This is a genomic window from Pedobacter yulinensis (assembly GCF_003029735.1).
GTDB classification, from domain to species: domain Bacteria; phylum Bacteroidota; class Bacteroidia; order Sphingobacteriales; family Sphingobacteriaceae; genus Pedobacter; species Pedobacter yulinensis.
This window is the reverse complement of the sequence record NZ_KZ686276.1, coordinates 1-1,032: the sequence shown is the minus strand read 5'-3', so window position 1 is coordinate 1,032 and position 1,032 is coordinate 1. Positions and strand designations below refer to the sequence as shown.

Genomic DNA, 1,032 nt, shown 5'->3' with positions numbered 1-1,032 from the left:
ATTGGATACAGGATGTGTAGGATAGGTGGGAGGCTTTGAAGCAGGTGCGCCAGCATTTGTGGAGCCAACGTTGAAATACCACCCTTTCTGTATTCGGTGTCTAACTCCGCTGGTCGGAGGACATTGTTTGATGGGTAGTTTGACTGGGGTGGTCGCCTCCAAAAAGGTAACGGAGGCTTTCAAAGGTAAGCTCAGTACGCTTGGTAACCGTACGGGGAGTGCAATAGCATAAGCTTGCTTGACTGTGAGGCAAACAAGCCGATCAGGGTCGAAAGACGGATATAGTGATCCGGTGGTTCTGCATGGAAGGGCCATCGCTCAAAGGATAAAAGGTACGCTGGGGATAACAGGCTGATCTCCCCCAAGAGCTCATATCGACGGGGAGGTTTGGCACCTCGATGTCGGCTCGTCACATCCTGGGGCTGGAGAAGGTCCCAAGGGTTCGGCTGTTCGCCGATTAAAGTGGCACGCGAGCTGGGTTCAGAACGTCGCGAGACAGTTCGGTCCCTATCTGTTGTGGGCGTAGGAATTTTGAGTGGGGCTGACCTTAGTACGAGAGGACCGGGTTGGACTAGCCTCTAGTGAATCTGTTGTTCCGCCAGGGGCATTGCAGAGTAGCTACGCTGGGAATAGATAAGCGCTGAAAGCATCTAAGTGCGAAACTAGCCACGAGATGAGAATTCCATATCAGGACCGTAGCAGACTACTACGTTGATAGGTCACAGATGTAAAGGTGGTAACATCAAAGTCGAGTGATACTAATCGTCCGAAGCTTTTTTCAAGCAACACAACTGTTGTTTGTTCTTCTAACTAACTTCTTTCAATAATATGTCATTGTGCAGGCTGGTAAACGGCTTATCACAATAAAAATATTCAGGTGCCTATATCGGCGGTGTCCACCTCTTCCCATTCCGAACAGAGAAGTTAAGCCCGCCAGAGCCGATGGTACTGCGGTAACACGTGGGAGAGTAGGTCGGTGCCAAATCTTAAACTGGCCTTAGCTTTTACTAGCTAAGGCCTTTTTGTTTTTGT

General features: G+C 49.6%; 2 rRNA genes. Both read left to right on the top strand.

Going from position 1 to position 1,032, the window contains the following annotated elements:
* A 23S ribosomal RNA gene (locus tag C7T94_RS19240) occupies positions 1-782 on the top strand; the annotation flags it as partial.
* A 91-nt stretch (positions 783-873) separates the two neighbouring features.
* Positions 874-985 (top strand): 5S ribosomal RNA (gene rrf, locus C7T94_RS19235).
* Positions 986-1,032 lie beyond the last annotated feature (47 nt).